Here is a 22,151-nt window from a genome sequence, read left to right as displayed (position 1 = left end):
AGCGACAATGTCATACGACGAGGTGACGGCCTGCGCCGACTATGTGCGCGCGAAGCATGGCGGCCCGATACCGGAAACGGCCATGGTCCTGGGCAGCGGCCTCAACAGTCTGGCGGATTCGGTTCAGGATGCGACCGTTCTTTCCTACGGGGACCTGCCCCATTTCCCCAAACCGACGGTCGAGGGACATTCCGGGCGCATGCTGATCGGCACGCTGGACGGTAATCCGGTTATCTGCATGCAGGGCCGCGCCCACGCCTATGAAGGCCATGCACCCGACAAACTTGTGCACGGTGTGCGGCTTCTGTGGGCGCTTGGCGTCAAAACGCTGATCCTGACCAATGCCGCGGGCAGCCTGAAGGAACAGGCCGGTCCCGGCAGTCTGATGGCCATTACCGACCACATCAACCTATCCGGAATCAGTCCGCTGGCCGGCCCCAATGACGATCGTTTCGGCCCCCGGTTTCCGGATGTGACCAACGCCTGGGACCCGGAGCTGACGGACATATTGCGCCGGGCCGCCAATGCCCTGCACATCGATCTGCATGACGGCGTATATCTGATGACGAAGGGGCCGAATTTCGAAACGCCGGCGGAGATTCACGCCTTCCGGACGCTGGGCGCGGATGCGGTGGGCATGTCCACCGTGCCGGAATGCCTGGCAGCGCGGCACTGCGGTCTGCGCGTGGTGGGAATCAGTTCCATAACCAATTTTGCCGCCGGTATGACGGGCAATGCGCTCAGCCATGAAGAAACCATAGAGTATGGTGCACTCGCATCAGTAAATCTGGAAAAACTTCTAAGACGATTCCTGACACGCATTAGCTGAAAGATTTGCAGACTGCGCGCGCGGGAAAGATAAGCGTCGCGTATTCTTGGGGGCATCCCCGGCATTTTTCTATAGTTCCACGAAGAGTTCAGTCTTTATTGGAGCGAAGTTATGCCCGTGGGTGCGCGCCAGCGTCAGTTTCTGAATTATTATCTGTCCCTGCCGAGGCATGACTTTGGCCTGCCCCATCATAATGCGATCGCACCCCGGCAAATCGTCAAACTGCTGCCGTGGATTTTCATTGCCGACCTCAAAGCCGAGGAAGAAGTCACTATCCGTCTTGCCGGCACGGGCATCGAGGACATCCAGAACGCGTCCCTGACCGGCCTGAACCTTTTTGACACCTACGGCGCGGACAGAAGCCGGTATCGGATGCTGTTCGAAAAAATCACCGGCCACCCCTGCGGCGCCCTGACGGACCGGGCCACCTTCTCGAGTGACAAGATTCACGGCTATTATCAGAGCCTTTATCTGCCGTTGAGCGACGATTCAGGCGCCATCAACAGGATCATCGGCATTATCACGATGGAGGGAACGGGCGATTCCCCTTTCCTGAGCGAACCGCGCAGCCTGGACAGTCTGATGCTGGGCGAAACATCGGGGTTCTGGCTTCTGGATATCGGGCACGGCCTGCCGAGCGACACGCCGTTCGGCACCATCAACCTGACACAAGCGGCCTGACAAGGCCGGCCCTGTCACGATCAGTAGGACTTGCCACCCTCATTCCGGTCGCCGTAGGGCACCCAGATATTCTTGATCTCGATTCCGCGATCCATCAGCAGGCGGCTGGACAGGCGCGACGTGTCCGCCCAGTCATAGGCCTTGCCGCAGGCAAGCCATGTGCGTTTCATATTGTCGGTGGCGGCGGTCTCAATCGCCGCCTCGTCCGTTTCGGCGCCAAAGTACCACAGCCCGTCCACACCCAGATGTCTGGCCAGTTCCATGGCCAGCGCCTGCTTCGGACCGGTCACGATGTTGACCACGCCGCCGGGCACATCGGAGGTTTCGAGAAGCTGGTAAAAATCCGTGGCGATCAGGCCGTAACGCTCACTGGGCAAGAGTATGGCGGTGTTGCCGGCGGCAACGGCATGGCCCATGAGCGTGACAAAGGCCAGGAGCGGCGCCTCTTCCGGACAGACGATGCCGAGCACGCCGACAGCTTCCTTCATGGCGATGGCGACACCACGCATGGGCGGCTCATGCACCGTGCCTTCGTGCTTGTCGGCCACCGCCGCCGCGCGGAACAGACGGTCGATCGACGCCTGTACCTCATCCTTGGCGGCACCGGCGTCGGCCCCCGTCAGAGTGCGCAGCCGCGCCTCGAACTCATCCGAACGGTAGCCCAGATTTTCAGCGATGTAATAGAGGATCTGCGCTTTCAGATGCGATGTGCTGGCCGCCCAGCCGCGCGCCTTGTAAGCGGCCTCGACCGCGTTGCGGATGTCCTTGCGGTTGCCTTCGCCCACCACACCGGCAAAGCGGCCTTTCGCGTCCGCGACGACCATTGAATTGCCGCCGTCGGGCCGGGCCTGTTTGCCGCCGATATAATGCTTGGCCGTACGGTCCACGGGGATCATGCCCGTCACCGCCCTGGGCGGTTCGATGCGGGCCGGGATGTCGACGGATTTCACCGGTTTCAGCCGGGCCTCGAACGCCGGCCGCAGATAGGCGGCCATGCCTTCGCGCCCGCCCTCGCGGCCAAAGCCGGATTCACGGTATCCGCCGAAGCCGACCGCGGCATCGAACATATTGGTGCCATTGATCCAGACGACGCCGGCCTTCAACGCGGGCGCCACTTCGAGTGCGCGGGACAGGCTTTCCGACCAGACGGACGCGGCGAGGCCGTACCGCGTGTTGTTGGCAAGCGCCACGGCTTCGGCCTGCGTGCGGAACGTCATGGAGGCGAGGACGGGGCCGAACACCTCCTCGCGGATCAGCACATTGTCCGTGCCCACATCGGTGGCCAGCGTCGGCGGGTAGAAAATCCCGTCGCCAGGCAGTTCACACGGGGCCTGCCACACGGTCGCGCCCTCGTTCTCACCCTGCTGGACGAGACTGGCGATACGGTCCCGCTGTACCGCGTCGACCACCGCGCCGATATCGACACATTTGTCGAGGCTGTCGCCCACCCGCAGCATGGACATGCGGTGTTTCAGCTTGGTGTAAAAACGGTCGGCAATGCCCTCCTGCACAAGGAGGCGCGACCCGGCGCAACACACCTGCCCCTGATTGAACCAGATGGCGTCCACCAAGCCTTCGATGGCACCGTCAATATCGGCGTCCTCAAAGACGATGAACGGCGACTTGCCGCCAAGTTCCAGCGTCAGCTTCTTACCCGTGCCCGCGATGGCACGGCGAATGATCTTGCCCACCTCGGTCGAACCGGTGAAGGCGACCTTGTCCACGTCCGCCCCGACCACATGCGCGCCCGTCTCGCCCGCGCCGGTGACGATGTTCAGGACACCGGGTGGCAGGCCGGCCTCTTCGGCCAGTTCGGCGAACTTCAGCGCGCTGAGGGAAGTAAATTCCGCCGGTTTCAGCACCACGGTGTTGCCGGCGGCAAGCGCCGGGGCCACCTTCCACGCCAGCATCAGCAGCGGAAAGTTCCACGGGATCACCTGCCCCGCCACCCCCAGCGGTTCAAAGCCGGGAAATTCCTCATCCATCAGCTGCGCCCAGCCCGCGTGATGATAGAAGTGACGCGCGGCGAGCGGTATGTCGATGTCGCGGCTCTCGCGGATCGGCTTGCCGTTGTCGAGGGATTCGATCACCGCCAGAAGACGCGAATGCTTCTGGACCAGCCGCGCCAGCGCATAAAGATAGCGGGCCCGGCCGTGCCCGCCGAGCGCTGCCCATGTCCCTTGCGCCGCGCGCGCGGCGGCGACGGCGGCGTCGACCTGCCCTTTGTCCGCGATGGTGATGTCGGCGAGCTTTTCCCCCGTCGCGGGCGCATGGGACGGCAGGGTGTCGGCGCCGTCCGGCAGCACCCAGGCACCGCCGATGAAAAGACCGAAACGGCGCGCGCGGTCCGTCAGCCACGCATCGGCCTTGTCGCGGGCCTCGGGTGCCGGGCCATAGTCCATTGTCTCAAACTGTTCGCGAACGGTCATGATGTCTTCCCCTGACAGCCATGCGTCTTACGCCATGGCATGACGGTAGTCGGCGGAATAGCCGCCAAAGGCATGATATTCCAACTGACGCTCGATATCGCCGAGCAGGCTGGACGCACCGAAGCGGAACAGGTCCGGCTCCAGCCAGCGGCGGCCCAGTTCCTCTTTCATCAGGACAAGGTAATTCACGGCGTCCTTGGCGGTCCGGATGCCGCCGGCGGGCTTGTAGCCGACCCTGATGCCGGTGCGGTCGGCAAAGTCACGGATCTGCCGCACCATGACCAGAGAAACCGGCATGGTGGCATTGATGCCCTCCATCCCCGTCGATGTCTTGATGAAGTCGGAGCCCGCCATCATCGCGGTAAGCGACGCCTTCGCCACCTGTGTCAGGCTGCCATGCTCGCCGGTTGCAAGGATGGTTTTCATCAGCGCAGGGCCGCACGCTTCCTTGAAGGCGCGCACTTCGTCATACAGGGCCTGCCAGTTACCGGTCAGCACATGGGCCCGGGTGACGACAATGTCGATCTCGCCCGCACCGGCGGCGACGGACCGGCGAATTTCCTCCAGCCGTGTCTCCATGGGGGCGAGACCCGCCGGAAAGCCCGTTGACACCGCCGCCACGGGCACACCGCTGCCGCTCAGGGCGCTGACCGCTGTCGGGACCATCTGATGATAGACACAGACGGCTCCCGTGGTCAGGCCGATGTCGGCAACGCCGAATTTTTCCAGAATATCCGGACGCACGGGCCCTTTGGCCTTGGCGCACAGTCGGCGGACACGGCCAGGCGTGTCATCGCCGGCAAGGGTCGTCAGGTCAATGCAGCTTATGGCTTTCAAGAGGAAGGCGGTCTGCGCCTCTTTCTTGACCGCGCGGCGACCCGGCAGGCTGGCGGTGCGGCGTTCCACCGCGCTTTTGTTGACACGAATGCCGTCCAGCCAGTCCCCGTGAAAATCCGTGCCCTGATTGGGCCGGTGCCGGTCCGCGCCCGGCAAAACGGGGTTTTGCGTATCGCCGGCGCGGTCATTGGCCGGGGCCCGATCCAGAGCTTGGGCCTGGCTGTCTGCGTCTTGCGCTGTACCGTATGCGGTCATGGTCGGTTCCAATCGTCCCGGTGCATAGCTTCGTGTCTTCGGCAAATACTGCGATACCGGCGAACGGTCATGGCAGAAATCTGACCGGTTGGTCAAGAATTAGTCAACAGACCGAACACCGGCTTTCGCACACCTGTCTGGACCAGTGCCCGGTGTATTTCCCGGTGCGCTTTCCGATCCGCTTTCCGGGCCATTGCCCGGATCGCCGTCACGACGACGCTGTACCTGACATCGGCTTTCGCCTGATGATGCCGAACAAAATCAGCATGGTGCCCGCCACAGCATAGCCCAAAGCCAGCCGGTATCCCATCAGTTCCGCACCGCCAAGATCGGGCATGGCCCACGGCACATACATACCGGACGACGGCAGCACCGAATGGATGATCCCGAACAGCGTCAGGGCCCCGGCGGCGAAAGCGGCGGTGGCCGCACGTTTCATCCTGCCGTCAATGATCCAGACCAGCATGGCCGCCCAGATCATGCTGGTCAGGATATATCCGCGCGACATGGTCCCGAGCAGAATATAGGACAGTGCCCAGTCCGCCGAAAGCAGCTCGCGGGCCGCCGTATCCATCAGGCCGTAAAGCTCGGACACCTTGGTGTGGGTGTAATTGAGAATGGCCGGCACCAGCGCGAACAGCAATGCAGGTGCATGGCGCACATCGCCGGACGAGAATGCCAGACGCAGGATATCGCACGCCACCACCACCAGGATCGGTTTGAGCACCGCGGCGGGAATCATCTGCGAGGCCAGCGCAATCACGCCGAGGAAGCCGCCGACGGCAATCACGCCGGCGGCCCCCAGCGAATAGCCCGTGCGCGCGCCCATGCGTTTGTATGTGGTGTGGCCGAAATAGGGGGTCGTCTGCACAACCCCGCCGAACAGCGCGGAGACGGCGGTCGACGCCGCGTCGATCCGCACCACGGTGCGGGGGTCATAGGTATCGCCGATCAGCCGCGCGCCCGCCACCACATTGACGCTGCTGGCGGCAATCAGAAGCGCCAGCGGAATGATCAGACCGAGATAGCGCGTCACCTCGCCAAACAGGCCGGCAAAGCCGAGCAGCGAGGGCACCGGCAGGGCCGGGACCAGCGGCGGCAGCTCGCGCACCACATAGCCGTTGCCGAAACCGCCGACGGCCAGCGCGTAATAGATCAGCGTGCCCATCACGATGGCCAGGATCGCCCCCGGCAGGCTGTAAGGCAGACGGTGGCCGGCGATCAGCGCAAAGGCCATGATGAAGAGGGACACGATGCCCACTTCCGGCAGTTCGAAAATGCCGAGAAAAGCATCCGCCCCGAGCCATACGGTGGCAATACCGGCCATCGCGCCGATCAGCGCGGTTTGCGGCAGGCCATCCTGGATAAGACGGCCGAAGAAAGAAAAAACCAGTTTGATGGCGGCCATCCACAGGGCACTGGCCATGCCCACATGCCATGCGGCGGTGGCCGCCGCCATATCCCCGACGGCAAGACGCTGTTCGGCATAGAACGGCCCCATGATGAAGAACACCATGCTCAGCACCGTCGGCAGGTCGATGCCCTGCGGAATGGCGGTGAGCCCTTCCTGGCCGGTCTTTTTCGCCAGATGACGGGCGTAGCGGATATAGGCCAGGTTGCCGAACAGGATACCGACGATCGCGCCGGGTATGATGCGGCCGAAAACAATCTCGCCGGGGAAGCCGAAAGCGCCGATCAACAGGCCCGAGAGAACGAACAGATTGACCACGCAATCGAGAAAGAAGGCAAAACCGGCATTCACATCCGCGGCCAGTTGCGAGGACGGGCGGTCGGCGCTGAGAATATCCTGCGGGCCGGAACGGTCCTGAAGACGGGTATCTGCGCTCATACAGGCCTTTCCATCGGGCTAAAATCGGGCCATCGGGCTAAAATTGGGCCATCGGGCTAAAATCGGGTTTTGTCGGCAAAAAACGGAAACGGGCATCGCGCGGTCCGCGCGTCATGGATTGCGGTCGGATGGTTTGCGGCCGCCCGGTTTGCAGCCGGGGCGGTCAACGCGCGCCGGCCTCAAAACGGCGAAACCGCTCTTCAAGGGTCAGCATAAGACGCTCTTTGACCTCGGGGTCAAGAAAACTGTACTCGATACTGGCCCGCGACAGCGTTTTGAGATCGCCGTAGCCGAGATTATATGTTGTGACCGCGCGCTGATATTCGTGCGTCAGATCAATGCGCGAAACCCCTTCATCATCAGTGGACAATGCCATCGGCACACCCGCCGCCCGGTACAGCGCCCACGGGTGATCACTGCCCGCGACCCCGAGGATCACGTCGTTGCTGGTCAGGTTGATTTCGACCAGAATGCCATTTTCGGCCATATGGGCCAGCAGGCCGTGGCTGTCATCCTCATAGGCAATGGCGACACCGTGGCCGATGCGTTTGGCATGGCCCAGTTCAATCGCCTCGCGGATGTGGAAGCGCAGTTGTTTGGGCCGTACCAGACCCAGCGTCAATTCGCCCGCGTGCAGGGCCACATTGCGCGCGCCTTCATTGCGGTACAGATGGTCGATCATGCGCATGTGCAGCGTATAGTCGCGCAGGGCGATAAAGCCGTCTTCCGGTGCCACAAGATTCATCCCCACATAGGCCGGTTCTTCCGCCACGGCGGCCCAGCCCAGGATGAATTGCGCGAACACCAGCGCGGGCTCAAACTCGCGTATCACCTGATGCAGCAGGCGGATTTCCACGTCGCAGCCCGCTTTGGCCTCGTCCGTGCCGCAGCCGAGCAGTGCGTCCTTGCGGGCGTAGGCCGCGGCGATCTGCCCGCGCATTCCGGCCACAAGGTCACCGCGCGCCGCGCCGAAGGGGCTGTCCATCAATGTGCGGTAATCCGCCGCCACATCGCCCGTCATTTCAAGCCCGCCGACAAGGGGGAAAATATCGCCAAAGCCAAGGGTATGCATCAGTTCCAGATACAGGATGTTCTGCCGCGCGGCCCGCTCGGCAACAGCGGCCAGCATATCGCCGAAGCGTTCGGGCCTGGCCGTGGTCCGGGCGAAGGTGGCGAAAAACTGATTGTGTCCCGACCACCCCGCATAGGGCAGAAAACTGCGCAGGCTGACACTGTCGATAAAGGTGCGGCGCGCATCCTCGATCAGCCGGGCATTGGCGGCAGTGATCCCGCCGTCCGCGTCGCAGCCCCCCTTGCCGGGCATGACGATGGACTTATAGGTCTTGTCCAGGCACAGGTCGTCTTCGGCCGCCCAGTCCAGCCATGTTTCGGCATAAACGGCGCCGGTAAGATGGGAGTGCAGCTCGCCGCCCTTGGGAAAGGCCTGGAGGAAACGACGCAGTTCCGGCCCGTTGCCGCGCACAACCTGCAACATGCGGGCGGCATCGTCCTCATCCGCCGCGACCGGGGCCGCCACACCGATGCCGAGCACCATACAGACCACAAGGCGGACAGCAAGACCCGCCGCAGCCCAAACATGCCTGCCAAAGCCTTTCCTTGCGATGCGTTTCATCACGCTTGCCTCTCCCCCGCCTTTGTATTCGGGCTTTGTATCGGGCGTTCGTATCCGAATGTCCGACTTCGTATCCGGGATGTCATCCCACCGGCCGCAGGACCGGCCGATCCGTCATGCAGCCTGCTCCTTGCCGTTGCAGGGCCGCTTGCCTATGATCGCGCGGCTTCAAAACAGCCGGTCGAACCGGCCTTGGATAACGGACGCTTCAGACAACGGATGCTTCAGGCCGATGGCCAAACTGTATTTTTACTATTCCGCCATGAACGCAGGCAAGTCCACCACCTTGCTGCAATCGAGTTTCAACTATCAGGAACGCGGTATGAACACAATATTGTTCACCGCCGCGATCGACGACCGCTACGGCGAAGCGGTGATCTCATCGCGCATCGGACTGGAGGCCACGGCACGGGTCTTCGATGAGGCAACGGACCTGTTTACGGTGGTGACGGACAGCCTGAAGACACGCCCGCTGCACTGCGTGCTGGTGGACGAGGCACAGTTTCTGTCAAAGGATCAGGTGTTCCAGGCGGCGGCCATTGCGGACAGCCTGCGCATTCCCGTGCTGTGTTACGGACTGCGCACGGATTTCCGCGCCAACCTGTTCGAGGGCAGCAAATGGCTGATGGCGCTGGCGGATGAACTGAACGAGCTGAAGACCATCTGCACCTGCGGCAAGAAGGCGACGATGAACCTGCGGATCGACGGCGAAGGCCGCGCCGTGCGCGAGGGCCAGTCGATCGAGATCGGCGGCAATGACCGCTATATCGCGCTCTGCCGAAAGCATTTCATGGAAAAACTGTACGGGCCGCAAAGCGGTCCGGACACCATGAATGCCGCCCCCGGTGAAAAGGATAAAGGCTGATTGGCCCCACCGGCCGGCACAGGGCGATCAGGGCGATCAGGGCGATCAGGGCGATCAGGGCGATCAGGGCGATCAGGTATCACACCAGCCGGAAATCCGACTGGCGCAACCGGAAAATCAACAGGGCGATCCCGCTTAAGACAAACAGGGCGGCGCTGAGCGATGCCGTCATGATCAGCGGGTTGTTGAAATCATCCCGGCTTTCGTAATCCATGATGTGCAGCATCCAGAAAAAGTCGTAGAGCCGCCACGTATCCGTGCGGACAGCGCGGAGATGGGCGGTTTCCGGGTCCAGATAGGCCACCGTGCCATCCGCGTCGTCCATGGCGACCCGCCAGACCGGCACAGGACCGCGATAGTCGATGGGCGCATGGTCCAGCAGATCGATGGACAACGGCAGGGGCGCATGCGCGAACGCAGCGCGCGCGGCCTCGGCGATCAGGGTGGCATCAACGGGTATCCGACGCCCCGTCGCCATATCGATGAGGGCGCAGGTGCCGTCGGCAAACCGCGTTTCAATAACATGGCGCCCGGCAATATCGCGCAGGGTGATCTCCCGCAGGCCGCTGGTCCCGTCCACCCTGGCAAGGGCCTTGACGATGTCCAGTGGCGGGGCGGCGATATCCACCGCCGGCCGGCGCAGATGTTCGCCGCGCACCTCCTGGATCGGGATCCAGCTCATGATCACACCGCTGGTCGTCCAGAACAGAAACTGCACGACCAGCAACAGGCCCATCAGCTTGTGCACCCGGCTGAAAAACAGATGCAGCCGTGACGCCACGCGCCGCCTGCCGTGCGGGTTTGACGCCGGCGCCCCGTCAGGCATCAGGCCGCATGCCCGGCATCGTCCGCGAAGCCCATGATTGCCTTGACTTCCAGATAATCGTGGAAGGCGTAATCCCCCCATTCCCGGCCATTGCCGGACTGTTTATAGCCGCCGAAGGGAGCCGTTATATCATTGGGCGCACCATTGATATGGACGATACCGGTGCGCAGGCTCTGTGCCACGTCGCGCGCCCGCCCGGCATCCGCCGCCGTGACCGCGCCGGCCAGTCCGTACGGGGAATCATTGGCCATGGCGACCGCCTCTTCCTCGCTGTCATAGGGCAGGATTGACAAGACGGGGCCGAATATCTCCTCGCGCGCGATGGTCATGTCCGGCGTGACATCGGCAAACACGGTGGGCTGCACGAAAAAACCGCCGTTCGGCGCCCCTTGCGGCCGGCCCGGTCCACCAGCCACCAGCCGCGCGCCCTCGGCCATGCCCTTTTCAATCAGGCTTTGGACCTTTTCATACTGATCGCGGTGCGAGATGGGGCCCATCTGCGTGGCCGCGTCACCGGGCGCCCCGGTGACGACGGTTGCGGCGGCGGCGGCGGCGGTCTCCGCCGCCCGGTCCATCCTGTCACGCGGTACGAACATACGGGTCCGGGCCGTGCAGGTCTGGCCCGTGTTCATCATGACGCCGAGCGTGTCACGCGTGACAGCCGATACGAACGCGTCGTCGCTCAGATCGTCCAGCAGGATATTGGCGGACTTGCCGCCCAGTTCCTGGGTCACGCGTTTGATCGTATCGGCGCCGGCGGCCTGCACGGCACGTCCGGCACGGGTGGACCCAGTGATCGAGACCATGTCCACATCCGGGTGAGCGGCAATGGCCTGCCCGACAGTCGGACCTTCGCCCCATATCATGTTGAATACACCGGCAGGCACCCCGGCCCTGTCGACGATTTCGGCAAACAGTTCAGCGCTGTATGGCGCAACCTCGCTGGGTTTTAAAACCATTGTGCAACCGGTGGCGATGGCCGGCGCCACCTTGCAGGTGATCTGGTTGATCGGCCAGTTCCACGGCGTGATCATACCGACAACGCCGACAGGTTCCCGGGCAACCCGGGTGGAGCCGCGATCTTCATGGAAGGAAAAGGTTTCGAGCATTTTCCGCGCCGTCATCAGATGTCCCAGACCGGACGGTGCCTGGACCTTGCGGGCAAATACGGCCGGTGCCCCCATTTCCTCGGTGATGCGGGCGGCCATATCGTCAATCGCCGCCTGATATTCGGCAATCAGGGCGTCCAGCAGATCCAGCCTGTCCTGGCGGGTGGTGCGTGAAAACGCGGCGAAAGCGGCGCGGGCCGCAGCCACCGCCCTGTCTACATCCGCCGCATCGCCAAGGCGCATATGCCCCGACGGTTCGCCCGTTGCCGGATTGACGATGGTACGATGGCGTTCCTCATGGTCGCGAACCCACTGGCCGCCGATATAGTGGCTATCGAGCATCCGCATCGATATCTCCTCTGTCCGGATTGCCGAAAAATGCATTCATAAAAAGGGGGGTGCCCGTCAAAAGCAAATGCGTCCGTAAAATCCCCACCACTTCCGCCTGACAAGATGCGCCAAGCCGGCGCCCGCGTCCAGCCGAACCGACATGAAAACGGACGTTCACCTTACGTTTGGCACCGGTCCCCAAAGTGTTATTTGGCTGTCCGAACAGCGTGGGCCATAGTGATGCCCGTATGGTTATTTCATTGGAATATATGACTTTATAGCGCCAACGGCGGAAAGACGGTTTATGACGCATCCCCATATTATGTATGGCAGCCCGGTTTCGCTTTATTCGGGTAAATTAAGAAGTTATCTGCGCAAAAAGGCCCTGCCCTTTGAAGAACGCCTGCCGGCCCATCCGGCATTTGCCCGCGACATAGTGCCCGCCGTCGGGCGGGTGGTGCTGCCGGTGCTTGTCGCGCCGGAGGGGGACGTTCTTCAGGATACGACCGAAATCATCGACGTTCTGGAAGACCGTCATCCCGAACCCGCCCTTGTCCCCCGGGACCCGGCCCTGAAAACGGTCGCGCGTATCCTGGAACTTTACGGTGACGAGGGCCTGCTGCGTCCGGCCATGCATTACCGCTGGAATTTTCCGGACGCCAACGACCATTTCATCAGCCTGGAATTCGCCCGGATGGGGGCCCCGGCTACACCGGACGATCAGGCGGACACCGTGGCCGCGCCGTTGAAAGCCCGGATGAGCGGCCTTCTGCCGTATCTTGGCATTACAGCGGACACCATTCCCGGTATCGAAGGCCGATACCATGAACTGCTCGGCCTGCTGGACAGGCATTTCGCCGACCATCCCTATCTTCTGGGCCTGCGTCCGACCATTGCCGATTTCGGCTTTATCGGCCCGCTGTATGCGCATCTGGGCCGGGATCCCCATCCGGCGGCCCTGATGCAGCGGCAGGCCCACCGGGTGTGGCGCTGGGTGGAACGGATGATGGCCCCCGAATGGACGGCCCCGGAGTTTCCGGAGCATACATTTGCCGGTCCGGCACCATCCGCATCATCGTCCCCATCATCTGGGCAGGCTTACGGCGAGGACGGTCTTTTCAGGCCGGCAGCCCTGCCCGAGACCTTGAAGGATCTGTTGAAAATGATGTCCCGCGAACATGCCCCCGAACTGGCCGCCTGTGTCGCTTTTCTCGACGATCATGTGCGGACAACACACCCGGCGGACGGTGCGGCGGTTTTGGGCGACAGCGGCAAACGGACGCTGGGACGCATCCGCTTCCACATCGATGGCACCCCTTATGAGGCCGCCGTCCGTCAGTATGCCGTCTGGATGCTGAACAGGGCACAGGACAGCCTGGCGGCCTTGCCCGAAAAAGAGCGTGCGGCACTCAGCCGCATTCTTGAAGAGACGGGTTTGTCCGATCTTCTGGGAAAATGTCCGCCATGGCGCATAGAACGGCACGCTTACCGCGAGATATGGCACATCCTGTCATGATGACCTGTCTTAAACTGCCCGCAATACCGCCTGTTTTGCGCCACAGTCTGACGGTATCAAATTAATGCCATTTTGCCGCGTATCTTGACAGAAGTAATGGCACGTACCAATTGATTGGATATCTGCGATTGTACCAATTGATTGTACGCTCGCTACTGTAGATAGAAGAGTTAGGTGAGTAATCATGACAAATCCCGGAAACAATAGCCGATCGCAAGCCACCCGCGATGCCCTTCTGTATGCAACGGAACGCATGATCGCGGAAAAAGGCATGCTGGATGTTTCGACCCGCGATATTCTGCGCGCCGCCGGGCAACGTAATCAATCCGCCCTTCAGTATCATTTCGGCACCAAGGATGACCTGATCAGCGCGACCATCTCGCGGCGGATTGAACTGATGGATGCCCGCAGGCGCCAGATGCTGGAGACTGTGGAGAGCAGGGACGATCTCAAATCCCTTATCGCCGTCGTCATTCAACCCTTGATTGATCTGGCCCTCAGTGACGACGGCGCCGTCGTCCTGACATTTCTCGCCCAGGCCATCACACGGCCGGAATACAGTCTGCGCCAAGTCCTGTCCCTGGCGGAGTCAAGCGCCCTGGACGAAACGCTGGACGCCATCGCGGACGCCCTGGACGGTCTTTCACCGTCGGAACTGTCGCTCAGATTTTCAATGGTCGTGGACCTGACCATTCTATCGCTCAACCGCTGGCTTCTGGCCGAACCGACACCGGGCGGCATTGTAAGGGCCGGCGCCCTGTCGGACCGCTACGGCGAAATCCAGCCGGTCACCATGTCGGAGCTTTCAGGGCGTCTTCTGACAATCGGTGTCGACATTATGACCGGTTCGGGCGCGAAACCGGCATATTAGGACACATCCCGCATGGCGGACCGTTGCGATGCCCGGCATAAACGTGTCGGGCATTGTTTTATCACGCGTGCGTGTCTTTCCCCGGCCGACCTGTTTGCATTAGGGTCTGTATCGATTTCAGGGTGATGGTGCGCAGAATGGCTCCGATCTGTACCCCTACAGACCCGTGAACCCTTCTGGGAAAGACCGATGAAGAAACCCATCCTGCTATATGGTGCAACCGGGTATACGGGTCGTCTGATCGCGCGCACCGCGAAAACACGGGGGGTCACCCTGCGCCTGGCTGGCCGCAATGCCGAAAAACTGCGCGTGCTTTCGCAGGAAACCGGTTTTGACTGGACGGCCTTCCCCGTCAGCGATGGCGCGACCATATCCAGGGCCCTGGAGGCAAGCGCGCTGCTGTTGTCAGCCGCCGGGCCCTTTTCCGCCACAGCCGCGCCGCTTATGGATGCCTGTATCGCCGCCGGCATCTCCTATCTGGATATAACCGGCGAAATCGATGTTTTCGAAACGGCTGCCGGGCGCGATGCCCCGGCCCGACAGGCGGGTATTACCATCATGCCCGGTGTCGGGTTTGATGTGGTGCCAAGCGATTGTCTTGCCAAACACATCTCGGACCGTGTGAAGACCCCGGTGCGCCTGGTCCTCGGTGTCAAGGGATTGGGCATGCCGTCGCGCGGCACCGGCAAAACCGCTGTCGAGACCCTGAAGACGGGTGTGCGCATTCGCAAAAACGGCGTTCTGACGACAGTCCGTCCCGGCAGTCTGGTCCGGGATCTGGATTACGGCCTTGGCGACGGCGCGGAACGCCATGTCGCGGTTCCCTGGGGGGATGTCTCGACGGCCTTTCGGTCGACCGGTATCGGCGATATCGAGGTTTATTTTCCGGCAACGGGACCTGTGATGGCACTGGCACGGCTCGGCCACTGGCTCGGCCCCCTGCCGGGGCTGCCCCCGGTCCAGAGGTTTCTCAAGGCGCAGATTGACAAACGGCCCGAAGGCCCCGGCGCCGAGGCCCTTGCGGTTGACAACGCCACACTCATGGCCCTGGTGACCGATGCGGACGGCACCGTCGTCAAAAGCCGGCTGGAAACCCCGAACGGATACACACTGACGGCGGATGCCAGCCTGAAAGCGACCGCGGCGATCCTGCAAAATCCCGTGCCCGGCTACCAGACGCCGGCGACGGCCTTTGGCGGCGGTTTCCTGGATCAGCTTGAAGGCTGCCGCCTGACAGACCTTTAAACCGAGCGACCTTTATCCCCCTGCCCCTTTGGCCGGGACAGCCTCTTCAACCCGTTTATCAAGGAGTGTGGAATGCCCGAGACCCCCTTCAGCACCGAGGAACTGCCCCAGCGGACGGTGAACGTTCTGGGACGCACCATGGCCTATGTGGACCTGCCGGCACAGGACAGCGCAAACCGCCGAACGCTTGTCTTCCAACACGGCAATCCCACATCGAGTTACCTGTGGCGCAACATCATGCCGCATCTGACCCATCATGGCCGGTGTGTTGCCGTGGACCTGATCGGTATGGGGGCATCGGACAAAATCACGCCGTCCGGTGCCGGAACATATGATTACTTCACCCAGCGGGAGCATCTGTATGCCGCGTGGGACGCCATCGATCTGGGGGACGATATCGTTTTCGTCGTGCATGACTGGGGATCGGCGCTGGGCTTTGACTGGATCAGCCGCAACGCCGAGCGTGTTTCGGCCTTCGCCTATATGGAGGGGATCGTCTGCCCGGTCAGGGACTGGGACGCCTGGCCGGAAGCGGCACGCGGTATCTTTCAGGGGTTCCGTTCCGATATGGGCGAAGAGATGATTCTGGAAAAGAATCTTTTCATCGAGCGGGTTTTACCGGGATCGATCCTGCGGCCCCTGAGCGACACGGAAATGGAGATATATCGCCGGCCGTTTCTGGAGCCCGGCGAAAGCCGCCGCCCGACACTGGACTGGCCGCGCCAGATTCCCATCGGCCATGAGCCGGCCGGCGTTGCCGCCGAAGTCGAACGCTACAGCCGTTTCCTGGCTGAAAGCGACCTGCCGAAACTGTTCATCAACGCCGACCCCGGCGCCATTCTGATCGGCGCGCAGCGGGACTTCTGCCGGACCTGGAAAAACCAGCGCGAAGTCACCGTATCGGGCAGCCATTTCATTCAGGAGGACAGTCCGGTCGAAATCACCGCGGCACTGAATGCCTGGCTTGCAGAGCTGTAAGCCGGTACGACACCGGGACGGACACCCCTTGGGCAGACGATTCTTGGTCAGGCGGCCTCCGCGAGGTCGCCGCCATTGGCCAAGTCGCAGTCAGACTTCCGCGCCCAGGGGAAATCCATCAGGGGGTCGGCGTTCGGGATTTCCGGTTTTCGAGTTTCAACCGGTGCCGGCTTTTCGGCGGACAGGGTTTTTCCGACAAGCAAGGCGCCGTGACACGCGCCCCAGTCGCGCAGGGCGGTGTGTATCGGATTACCGGTTTTTCAGACTGTGACTTTACGGTCACAGTCTCCTTTTAAGCTGTACAGACCAAAAAGACCTGTACATCCTCAAAGGATACCGGAATTTCATATTGCCGGCCAGACCGGCCATATCCATGCCCTGCCCGAACACCCGACACACGGGCAACCGGACAGAGGCAAACATGGATGCCTTGAATACCGAATTCCGCCGAGAACGGGCTTCAAACCGAAACGGCGGCCTGGTCACCGCCCGGCTGATAATTCACCTTCACATTCACCAGGGAGACTTTCGGCCTGCTGAAATAATAGCCCTGCCCGTATGTCACGCCAAGCCGCCGCAACAAATCGGCCTGACGCCTGGTTTCGATCCACTCGCCGACAGTGATGATATCAAGCTCCTGGCACAGGCTGATCATGGACTTCAGAAAAGCCTGATCGATTTTGCTGTTGACCGCATCGCGGATGTAGCTGCCGTCAATCTTCAGCGCATCCACTTTCAGGTCGCGCAGATACTGGAAGCCGGCGGCACCGACACCGAAATCATCCAGATAGACCTTGAACCCCAGTGTCTTGATCCGGCTCAGGGCGTCGCCGAGGGTCTCAAGGTCCTGAATTTTGGAAGATTCGGTGATTTCCAGCGACAAATGGCCCGACAAAAGACTCAGCTCTTCAAGGCGTTGCAGAAGATGGGCGACAAAATCCTGGCTGGACAGAGACCGTCCCGAAACATTGACAGCCAGTTTCGGCGCGGTGTCCGCATCGCGCTTGACCATGGGCAGCAATTTCTTGGCGGCCCGGTCCATGACCGCCCGGTCGAAGTCCATGATCAGGCCGACATCCTCGGCGAAACAGATCATGTCGAACTGGCTGTATCCCGGTGTCGGCCTGTCAAACCGGCTGAGCGCCTCAAAATGGTGCGTGCGCCCGGTTTTCATATCCACGATGGGCTGATAGACGAGGGAAAATCCGCCTTTATCCAGAACCTGGCGAAATTCCCTGACACGGGCGGCGGTCTCGTCGATAAGGTCGGCGTATCCATCCTCAAAAGCCTGGATCGTATAGTTTTCCGCCCCTTCGGCGAATTTCTGCAGGCCGAACAGAATCGCTCTCACGCTGTCATCGTCGCGCAGATCGGCTTCCTGCGTGTTCATGGTGGCCGACGCCATGCGGACGCCCATGCGCCGTTCGATCTCGCCGACGAAATCGCTGCGGTGACCGCCGGGCGCGCTGTCATGCAAAACCGCGAACTTGTTGGTATCCAGTGAGGCGGCGGTGCCGCCGCCGACCGACATGGAATTCAGCAACCGGTCGATACGATCCTGCTCGGATGTGCTGAGGGGGTGGCCCGCCGCCGTTTCGAGGACCGTTACGCTGAGGTTGCCGTCGGGGTCGTCCGACAGCATGTCGCCGACCCGGGTCAGGAAGTCCTGTTTTTTTTCTTCCGGCGAACGGGCATCCTCATGGACCCGCTCGGAGGCCAGTCCAATACGGTGGGGCAAGGACAGCACGGCAAAAATCCGGCCGGGTTTCATATCCAGCCGGGTCAGGAACAGGGCGGACGGCCGCCTGTTGGCGATCAGCTCGGAGCGCACACGCGGGTCGACCGGATTCCAGGCCGTCTCCGGTGACGGATCCTTCATGTCGCCGGAGCCCGGCGTGACCGTATCCAGATGAACGAGGATGGGGCCAAGACGGTTTTTTCCCGTCAGCGCGCTGACCGCGCCCTTGACCATCTCCTGCTCGTGGGGCAGCAACCAACTCAGAAAAGCGACACCGGTCAGGGATTTCGCCTCCAGACCGAGGACAGTCTGCGTCGCACCGTCGGCATTGCGAATTCTGAAATCGTCGTCCAATTCCAGCAATGCGTCGCCGACGCAAAAAGCGTAACCGAGAAACCTGTCAGGTACTTTTTTCATTATCAATCACCGCACCGCTCACCGCGTGGTGTCACCGTGCGAACCGTACCTTTCCGTCGCGCCGGTAAAAACTTGTATGTCTGCCACTTGTGACTGTACTTTCCCCCGATAGAGCCTCACGGCTTTTCTGGACAGTGCCATGACGCTCGCATAGCATCGGGCCAAAGACGGTGACGTTAGCATGGGTTAATCACTGCAATTCATACGCTTATTGGCATCGTGCTTTTTTCTTTGCATTTTGGGGGAGGAACATCATGCAAACGATCACGTCCATCTATCCAGGGTGGAAACGCAATACCATACTGACACGGCTGACTTGTACGCTTGGCCTTGTCATGGGGGCCGCTGTCACGGCGGGGGCACAGGATACCCGGTTGCTGCAGGACCCCGCCGTTTCGGCGGACCATCTTGCCTTTGTCTATGCGGGCGACCTGTGGGTTTCCGACCGCGACGGCGCCAACCCGCGCCGACTGACCAGCCATGCGGCGGACGAGGGACATCCGCATTTCTCGCCGGATGGCGACATGATCGCATTCACCGCCAACTATGGCGGCAATGACGATGTCTATGTCATCCCGACGGCGGGCGGTCAGCCCAAACGACTGACATGGCACCCCGGCGACGATGTGGTGACCGACTGGACACGGGACGGATCGTCCGTCGTCTTCACCTCGGCCCGGGAAATGAAGAACGGCCGCAGCAGTCAGCTTTACACGGTGTCCGTCGACGGCGGCTTTCCGGACAAGGTCATGGACGCGGTGATGGCGGAAGCCGCCTATTCCCCGAACGGACGGCAAATCGCCTACCGACCCTACAGGCAGGCCAATAGCGGCGCCAGCGGCTGGCGGCTGCACCGGGGCGGGTCGACGCCGCCGATCTGGATTATCGGCGCGGACGGCGAGGACTGGGTGAAAATCCCCCGCGGTGACAATTCCGAGGGCCGCAGCAACGACACCAACCCCTTATGGATGGGCAATACCCTCTATTTCCTGTCCGACCGGGACGACACGGCGGTCAATCTGTATGCCTATGAGACACGCGGCGGCGGTGTGCGCCAGGTGACGACGGAAGTGGACTGGGACATCCGCGCGGCTGACGGCCACGGCGACCATATCGTCTATTCCGTCGGCGGCCAGTTGAAGGAACTGACCCTGACCGACGGCAGCGTACGAAACATTTCCGTCACCATCCGCCCGGACCTGCCGCAAACGCGGCCGCAATGGAAGGACGCCAGCCGCACGGTGGAACGGGCACGCCTGTCCCCGACGGCGAAGCGGGCGGTTCTGACAGCGCGCGGCGATATCTTCACCGTGCCTGTCAAGGACGGCAGCACGCGCAATCTGACCGCCACGACAGGCACGCGTGAAATGGATGCCCTGTGGTCACCGAAAGGGGACCGGATCGCCTATATCTCGGATGCCGGCGGCCGCCACAGTCTGGTCATTCAGGCGCAGACCGGGGGCGGGGCGGTGAAAACCGTGCCCTTGGCCGATACCGGATATTTCAGCCTGCACGGCTGGACGGCCGACGGACGCCGCATCATTCTCGGCGACAGCAACCTGCGGCTTTGGGCGCTGGACCTGGACAATGACGGCCTGAGCCTGATCGAGACCGCCGAGCGGCGGGACCTGTGGGAGACCAGCCTGTCACCGGACGGACAGTGGCTGGCCTATACCTCGGTGCGGGCCAATTTCTTCAGCGACCTGATACTGTACAATCTTGCCACCGGCACCAGCACACGGGTCACCGACGGCATGGCGGACATTGGCTCCGTGGCCTTCAGCCCGGATGGCAAGTATCTTTATTTTTCCGCCTCGACCAATGCCGGGCAGCAGTCCGTGGGCCTGGACATGTCGACCCAGGAACGGCCCCTGCGTTACGGGCTTTATGTGGCGGTTCTGGCGGCGGACGGCACATCGCCCATGCTGCCCAAGACCGGCGATGAAGACAGCGACGAAAACGGGGACGAAGCTGGGGACGAAGCCGGGGACAAGGACGACGACAACGGTGACGAGAACGGCGAATCCGACAACGGCCTGACGCCGACCCGGATCGATCTGGACGGTCTGGCGTCCCGCATCAGTGCACTGCCGGTGGCCGAACGCAATGTGGACAGTCTGGGCGTCGCGTCGGACGGGGCGCTGTTTTACCTGCACCATGTCCAGCCCGGCAGCAGCGTCACCCCGCCGGAGGCCGAGTACAGGGCCACCGCGACCCTGCACCGCTATGATTTCGAGGAGCGTGAGGACACCGGCGTCCTGAAGGGCGTGGCGAATGTCACCTACAGCGCCGACGGCAAACAGTTTCTGGCGGAAGTGGCCGGCCGCAAGCATACGGTCGGCAAAATGGCCAAGAAACCGGACGGCAAGCCGCTGAAAACGGGCGACATGAGGATGCGTGTCGACCCCCGTGCCGAATGGGCGCAGATTTTCGACGATACCTGGCGCATGGAGCGGGATTATTTCTACGACCCCGGTCTGCACGGTCTGGACTGGTCGGCGATCCGCGCCAAGTATGAGCCGCTTGTGGCCCATGTGGGCCGGCGCGAAGACCTGACAAAGCTGATCGTCGAGATGATCGCAGAAATGCAGGTCGGCCATAACCGCGCCTGGGGCGGCGACGTCCACAGGGAGACCACGGTTCCCGTCGGCCTTCTCGGCGCCGACCTGCGGGTTGAAAACGGGGCTTATCGCATTGCCGCGCTCTATACCGGCGAACGGTGGAACCCCTTTCTGAAGGCGCCGCTGGCCGAGCCGGGCCTTGGTGTCGGCGTCGGCACCTATATCCTCGGCGTCGATGGGCAGGCGGTCAGCGGACGGGACAATATCTTTGCCCTGTTCGAGGGGACGGTCGGCAAACAGGTGCGGCTGGATGTGGCGGACAATGCCCGCGGACGCAACCGGCGCACCGTGACGGTGGAGCCCATCGCCAATGACCGCTGGCTGCGCCGGTGGAACTGGATCGAGGAAAACCGCGCCTATGTGGCGGAAAAGACCGACGGGCGCGTCGGCTATGTCTATCTGCCGAATACGGCCGGCGCGGGCTATACCTTCTTCAACCGCATGTTCTTCCCGCAGACGGACAAGTCCGCCATGATCGTCGACGAACGGATGAACGGCGGCGGACAGGCTGCGAACTATATCACCGACGTCCTCAGCCGCACCTATCTGTCGGGCTGGAAAGACCGGGCCGGTCTGGTGTTCGACACGCCGGGCGGCGCCATTTACGGGCCGAAAGTGATGCTGATCGACCAGGATGCCGGGTCCGGCGGGGATTTCCTGCCGTACAGCTTCCGCCATATGGGGATCGGCACCCTGATCGGCAAGCGCACATGGGGCGGCCTGATCGGCATTTTCGCCAACCCGCTGCTGATTGACGGCGGTTATGTCAGCGTGCCCTATTTCCGCTTCTTCACGCCCGACGGGCAGTGGACGGTGGAAAATCAGGGCGTTGCCCCCGACATCGACGTCGACCTTGACCCGGAAGGCGTCAACAAGGGCCGCGACAGCCAGCTTGACCGCGCCATCGAAGAGGTCCTGCGGCAACTGGAAGACCACAGCCCGATCCGCCGCGAGCAGGCCCCGCCCTATCCCACCGCACTGGGTCAATAAGCACCGGGGTTAAAAAAGCATAGACCGACAGGGGGCACATGCCCCCTGTTTCTTTTGATCCACTGGGGGGCACATGCCCCCTGTTTCTTTTGATCCACTGGGGGCACATGCCCCCTGTTTCTTTTGAGCATC

At 62.1% G+C, this 22,151-nt stretch carries 15 protein-coding genes; 8 read left to right on the top strand and 7 right to left on the bottom strand.

Features of this window, described 5'->3' with window-relative positions; all coding sequences use genetic code 11:
* The first annotated feature begins 7 nt into the window (after positions 1 to 7).
* Together BXY39_RS00240 and BXY39_RS00235 are read left to right on the top strand one after the other, a co-directional pair.
* On the top strand, positions 8 to 829 hold the full coding sequence (locus tag BXY39_RS00240) for a purine-nucleoside phosphorylase (protein ID WP_121936840.1): 822 nt from the start codon (positions 8 to 10) through the stop codon (positions 827 to 829).
* A 111-nt stretch (positions 830 to 940) separates the two neighbouring features.
* Complete coding sequence (locus BXY39_RS00235; protein WP_121936839.1) at positions 941 to 1,510, top strand: PAS domain-containing protein; 570 nt, start codon at positions 941 to 943, stop codon at positions 1,508 to 1,510.
* A 20-nt stretch (positions 1,511 to 1,530) separates the two neighbouring features.
* Here BXY39_RS00235 and BXY39_RS00230 read toward each other — a convergent pair whose 3' ends face one another.
* From BXY39_RS00230 to BXY39_RS00215, 4 genes are all read right to left on the bottom strand, one after another.
* Positions 1,531 to 3,939 carry an aldehyde dehydrogenase family protein gene (locus BXY39_RS00230; RefSeq protein WP_121936838.1) on the bottom strand — a complete coding sequence of 803 codons (2,409 nt, stop codon included), beginning with the start codon at positions 3,937 to 3,939 and terminating at the stop codon, positions 1,531 to 1,533.
* A gap of 27 nt (positions 3,940 to 3,966) precedes the next feature.
* Positions 3,967 to 5,031 carry a deoxyribose-phosphate aldolase gene (gene deoC, locus BXY39_RS00225; RefSeq protein ID WP_121936837.1) on the bottom strand — a complete coding sequence of 355 codons (1,065 nt, stop codon included), beginning with the start codon at positions 5,029 to 5,031 and terminating at the stop codon, positions 3,967 to 3,969.
* Between the two features lie 208 nt (positions 5,032 to 5,239).
* Positions 5,240 to 6,880: a hypothetical protein gene (locus BXY39_RS00220; protein WP_121936836.1), complete on the bottom strand. Its 1,641-nt coding sequence runs from the start codon at positions 6,878 to 6,880 to the stop codon at positions 5,240 to 5,242.
* Between the two features lie 163 nt (positions 6,881 to 7,043).
* On the bottom strand, positions 7,044 to 8,513 hold the full coding sequence (locus tag BXY39_RS00215; protein WP_121936835.1) for an adenosine deaminase family protein: 1,470 nt from the start codon (positions 8,511 to 8,513) through the stop codon (positions 7,044 to 7,046).
* A 232-nt stretch (positions 8,514 to 8,745) separates the two neighbouring features.
* Between BXY39_RS00215 and BXY39_RS00210 the strand changes: the two genes are divergently transcribed.
* Positions 8,746 to 9,378 (top strand): thymidine kinase, encoded by a 633-nt coding sequence (locus BXY39_RS00210; RefSeq protein ID WP_121936834.1) that lies wholly within the window; start codon positions 8,746 to 8,748, stop codon positions 9,376 to 9,378.
* 79 nt (positions 9,379 to 9,457) lie between these two features.
* Here the strand turns inward: BXY39_RS00210 and BXY39_RS00205 are convergent, their stop codons facing one another.
* Both BXY39_RS00205 and BXY39_RS00200 read right to left on the bottom strand, forming a co-directional pair.
* A complete protein-coding gene (locus BXY39_RS00205) occupies positions 9,458 to 10,204 on the bottom strand; it encodes a hypothetical protein (protein ID WP_121936833.1) in 747 nt (248 codons plus the stop codon).
* Positions 10,204 to 11,661, bottom strand: coding sequence for an aldehyde dehydrogenase family protein (locus BXY39_RS00200; protein WP_121936832.1), 1,458 nt, complete (start codon positions 11,659 to 11,661; stop codon positions 10,204 to 10,206). The genes BXY39_RS00205 and BXY39_RS00200 overlap by 1 nt, the downstream gene beginning before the upstream one ends.
* A 286-nt stretch (positions 11,662 to 11,947) precedes the next feature.
* On the opposite strand from BXY39_RS00200, the gene BXY39_RS00195 reads away from it, so the two are divergent.
* The 4 genes from BXY39_RS00195 to BXY39_RS00180 all read left to right on the top strand — a co-directional run bounded on the left by BXY39_RS00195 (position 11,948) and on the right by BXY39_RS00180 (position 16,253).
* Positions 11,948 to 13,159 (top strand): glutathione S-transferase family protein, encoded by a 1,212-nt coding sequence (locus BXY39_RS00195; RefSeq protein ID WP_121936831.1) that lies wholly within the window; start codon positions 11,948 to 11,950, stop codon positions 13,157 to 13,159.
* A gap of 184 nt (positions 13,160 to 13,343) precedes the next feature.
* Positions 13,344 to 14,030, top strand: a complete 687-nt coding sequence (locus BXY39_RS00190; RefSeq protein ID WP_121936830.1) for a TetR/AcrR family transcriptional regulator — start codon at positions 13,344 to 13,346, stop codon at positions 14,028 to 14,030.
* Positions 14,031 to 14,219: 189 nt separating this feature from the next.
* Positions 14,220 to 15,275, top strand: a complete 1,056-nt coding sequence (locus BXY39_RS00185; protein ID WP_121936829.1) for a saccharopine dehydrogenase family protein — start codon at positions 14,220 to 14,222, stop codon at positions 15,273 to 15,275.
* Positions 15,276 to 15,347: 72 nt separating this feature from the next.
* Positions 15,348 to 16,253: a haloalkane dehalogenase gene (locus BXY39_RS00180; protein ID WP_121936828.1), complete on the top strand. Its 906-nt coding sequence runs from the start codon at positions 15,348 to 15,350 to the stop codon at positions 16,251 to 16,253.
* Between the two features lie 460 nt (positions 16,254 to 16,713).
* On the opposite strand, the gene BXY39_RS00175 is transcribed toward BXY39_RS00180, so the two are convergent.
* Entirely contained in the window at positions 16,714 to 18,408 is a 1,695-nt protein-coding gene (locus BXY39_RS00175; RefSeq protein ID WP_121936827.1) for an EAL domain-containing protein, read from the bottom strand.
* A 254-nt stretch (positions 18,409 to 18,662) separates the two neighbouring features.
* On the opposite strand from BXY39_RS00175, the gene BXY39_RS00170 reads away from it, so the two are divergent.
* Complete coding sequence (locus tag BXY39_RS00170; protein WP_121936826.1) at positions 18,663 to 22,019, top strand: S41 family peptidase; 3,357 nt, start codon at positions 18,663 to 18,665, stop codon at positions 22,017 to 22,019.
* The last annotated feature ends 132 nt before the right edge of the window (positions 22,020 to 22,151 follow it).

This window comes from Eilatimonas milleporae, from assembly GCF_003688555.1.
Classification (GTDB): Bacteria; Pseudomonadota; Alphaproteobacteria; order Sphingomonadales; family Kordiimonadaceae; genus Eilatimonas; species Eilatimonas milleporae.
This window is presented reverse-complemented; position numbering and strand designations above follow the sequence as displayed.